At 67.3% G+C, this 3,483-nt stretch carries 4 protein-coding genes and 1 pseudogene; all 5 read left to right on the plus strand.

Translation table 11 applies throughout. The features are described 5' to 3' along the window. Nucleotides 1-534, plus strand: a pseudogene (locus tag GX543_RS11855) (hypothetical protein); the annotation flags it as partial. A 113-nt stretch (nucleotides 535-647) separates the two neighbouring features. Then, nucleotides 648-1,268, plus strand: a complete 621-nt coding sequence (locus GX543_RS11860; RefSeq protein ID WP_290852111.1) for an AIM24 family protein — start codon at nucleotides 648-650, stop codon at nucleotides 1,266-1,268. 9 nt (nucleotides 1,269-1,277) lie between these two features. Further along, on the plus strand, nucleotides 1,278-1,967 hold the full coding sequence (locus tag GX543_RS11865) for an AIM24 family protein (RefSeq protein ID WP_290852112.1): 690 nt from the start codon (nucleotides 1,278-1,280) through the stop codon (nucleotides 1,965-1,967). Continuing rightward, nucleotides 1,964-2,728, plus strand: coding sequence for an AIM24 family protein (locus GX543_RS11870; protein WP_290852113.1), 765 nt, complete (start codon nucleotides 1,964-1,966; stop codon nucleotides 2,726-2,728). The genes GX543_RS11865 and GX543_RS11870 overlap by 4 nt, the downstream gene beginning before the upstream one ends. 297 nt (nucleotides 2,729-3,025) lie before the next feature. Next, the coding region (locus tag GX543_RS11875) for a 3-deoxy-7-phosphoheptulonate synthase (protein ID WP_290852114.1) at nucleotides 3,026-3,483 on the plus strand (458 nt) is incomplete at its 3' end.

Raw genomic sequence — 3,483 nt, forward strand, 5'->3', positions numbered from 1 at the left:
GGCCTCGTCGACCGGATGATCGCGGTGTTCGCCGACCCCGAGGCCGAGGGCGCCTGGTACGACGCCCACGACGACGACCTGCTGCTCCGGCCGCGCGACCCGGTCGACGGTGCGACCCCGTCGGGGGCGTCGCTGGCCGCCGAAGCGCTGCTGCTGGCGTCGGTGCTGGCCGACGACATCGACGACGCAGCCCGCTACGAGGCCCTGCTCGCTGCGACGCTCGGCCGCTCCGGCCTGATCCTGGCGAAGGCCCCGCGGTCGGCCGGACACTGGCTGTCGACGGCGTTCGCGAGCCTCGCCGGTCCACTGCAGGTGGCCGTCGCCGAGACCGCTGACAGCGACGGTGCGCTCGTCGGGGAGATCCGCAGGGGAGCACCCGGCGGCGTCGTGGTGGTGTCGGGGCCGCGCGACACCGTGCCGCTGCTCGCCGACCGCGGGCCGGTCGGCGGCCGCGATGCCGCGTACGTCTGCCGCGGCAAGGTCTGCGATCTGCCGGTGGTGGAGGCCGCGGTGGCGCTTCTGCACCTCGGGTGAGCGACTCGACGCTGACACCGACGGCGAAGAATATTCGGCCGGCTGACCGACGACGGCCGCCGCAGGCGCTAGGGTTCTAACTCTCTAGTCGCCGCACGAAGGACACCACAACGATGCAACTCGTCTCGAAGACGAAGCGGGTGGTCGAAGCACACCTCAACAACAGCTCGGTCCGCGCCGTCAGCGGATCCATGGTCGCCTTCGAGGGGCAGGTGACGTTCAAGTCCGCCGGCTTCGGAGGTGGCGACGGCCTGGTCGCGGGAATCAAGAAGAAGGCGACCGGCGAAGGCCTCTCGCTGATGGAATGCAGCGGCAGCGGCATCGTCTACCTGGCACAGGACGCCGCGAATGTGACCGTTGTCGACTTGGCGGGCGAGACTCTGCAGGTGGAGGCTCAGCAGTTGTTGGCACTGACGTCGAATCTGCAGACCAACGTGACGTTCGCCGGAGTCCGCGGCGGCGTGTCGGGCCAAGGGTTGTTCACCACCACGGTGACCGGCCACGGGCAGGTGGCGCTGCTGTCGCAGGGCGGCCCGCTGATTCACCTGGAAGTGTCGCCGCAGTCCCCGCTGGTGGTGGATCCGGACGCCTTCGTCTGTGCTCGCGGAGCGCTCTCGCAGTCGTTCATCACCGACGTGTCGTGGCGGACGGTGGTCGGGCAGGGCAGCGGCGAGGCGTTCTCCCTCCGCTGGGACGGCACCGGCGTCGTCTCCATCCAACCCGCCGAGCGATAGGGGATCGACGTGTTCACGAAGGTCAACAGCAAGGTCGTGTCGATCGATCTCGCCCGCAGCGGACCGGTGGTCGCTCGCCGCGGCGCGATGCTCTTCTACACCGGCAACGTCTTCTTCCAACCGCATCAGGTGCCCGGCGCCGGTGGCATGGGGATGAGCGGAATGGCCGGCATCGCCGGCCGCATGATGCAGGGCGAGCACGAGGAGACCATGATCGCGCAGGGCGACGGCACCGTCCACTATGGCTTCCGCGGACTCGAGGTCGAGATCGTCGACCTGAGCGGCGGCGGCGAACTGCGAGTCGAAGCGTCCAAGCTGCTCGCACACACCCAAGGGCTGCAGTCGTCGATCGTCTCGACGTCGGCACAGGCGGGTGGCGGTGGAGGCGGGCTCCGCGGCGCCCTGCGGTCGGCCGCGGGCGGCGTCGCCACCGGCCAGGGCATGTTCACCACCCGTTTGGTCGGGTCCGGAACCGCGGTGATTCTCGGACACGGCGGCTTCATCCAACTGCAGGTGGCGCCGAACCGTCCGCTGACCGTGGATCCGCAGGCGTTCGCCGCATCCGTCGGACAGGTCGAGACCAATCTGCGTTCGACGGTCAGCTTCCGCAACATGGGCCGCACCGGCGGCGAAGCCTTCCAACTCGACTGCACCGGACAGGGTGTGGTCTTCGTTCAAGCATCGGAGCAACGACTGTGAATCAGTTGAACACGGTGTGGAACCCGCACACCCTCCCGGCGGACGACAACGTCCCGGACAACAAGTACTCGTACTGCATCGACCTCGCGCAGCCGTGGTTCATGTCCAAGGGCGCGATGATCGCGTACTACGGACAGGTGTCGTTCACCTCGCTGCAGCACGGACTGCAGGCCGGGCTGCTGCACATGGTCTCGCAGCAGTTCTCCGCACCGCTCTACCTCGGTGACTACGTCGTGGCGCAGGGCCAGGGCAAGGTGGTCATCGGCGACCGCGGGTACGAGATCAACTCCTACAATCTCGAGGACAACGGCAACCTGACGATCCGGGCGGCCAATCTCCTCGCGTTCGAGCCGAGCCTGGCGCTGCAGCAGTCGATCGTGCCCGGATTCCTCACGCTCATCGGGACCGGGCGCTTCCTCGCGTCGTCGAACGGACCGGTGATGTTCGTCGAGCCGCCGGTGCGCGTGGATCCCGAGGCCATGGTCGGTTGGGCCGACTGCCCCTCGCCGAGTCACCACTACGACCAGAACTGGGTCACCGGTCTCCTCTCGGCGGCGGCCTCGCGCATGGGGATCCGCTCGGGCGAGGAGCAGCAGTTCGACTTCACCGGCGAGGGCACCGTGCTGATTCAGTCCAGCGAGAAGGTGATCAACGACAATGCGGTGGTCCGCAGCATCACCGGCCAGCTGCCGGGTGTCTCGACCGCAGGTCTGCAGCAGATCAACGCGCACGTTCAGTCGCAGTTGTCGCAGCAGCAGTAGCGGTGCGGGGGTCGGTCGTGTCAGTCGCCGCCACGACTCACGGCCGACCCCCGATCGCCACCTGTGCTATTCTCGGCAGCGTGATGCAGGCAGCAAACTATTGGCGTTTCTTTATCCAGGCTCCGGGTGGGGCCGAGGTGAAGCGCTAACGCACGCACGCATCAATCTTCCCGGAGCCTGAGCAGTGGTCATTCGACCGCTGCTCTTGTCGTTTCCGGGAATCTTTCTCGCGCCGCAGGCGTACTTCCGGGAGCGGACGAGCACCGATCTTGCGGAAAACACCTGAAAGGCACTTCCTTGACTACCACCACCGACACCGCGCAGACCTCGACTTCTGATCGCCGTGTCACTGCGTTCTCGCCGATCCCGTCTCCCGAGGCGTTGCGTACCGAACTGCCGCTGACCGCGCGTCGCGCCGAGATGGTCGAACGCGATCGTGAAGAGATCGCCGCAATCCTCGCCGGACGCGACGACCGGATGATCGTCGTCGTCGGACCGTGCTCGGTGCACGATCCGGTCGCTGCCCTCGACTACGCGCGTCGACTGGCACCGCTGGCCAAGGAGTACGCAGACACCCTGAAGATCGTGATGCGCGTGTACTTCGAGAAGCCGCGCACCACGGTCGGCTGGAAGGGTCTGATCAACGATCCCGGCATGGACGGTTCGTTCGACGTGGAACGCGGCCTCCGCACTGCGCGTGCTCTCCTGCTCGACGTGATCGACCTCGGTCTGCCCGTCGGCTGCGAGTTCCTCGA

The organism is Gordonia sp. (in: high G+C Gram-positive bacteria), from assembly GCF_012515855.1.
Lineage (GTDB): Bacteria > Actinomycetota > Actinomycetes > Mycobacteriales > Mycobacteriaceae > Gordonia.

Bases quoted from the DNA above. Each gene is read 5' to 3' on its own strand.
- GX543_RS11860 (WP_290852111.1), top strand. From the start codon at position 648: ATGCAACTCGTCTCGAAGACGAAGCGGGTGGTCGAAGCACACCTCAAC.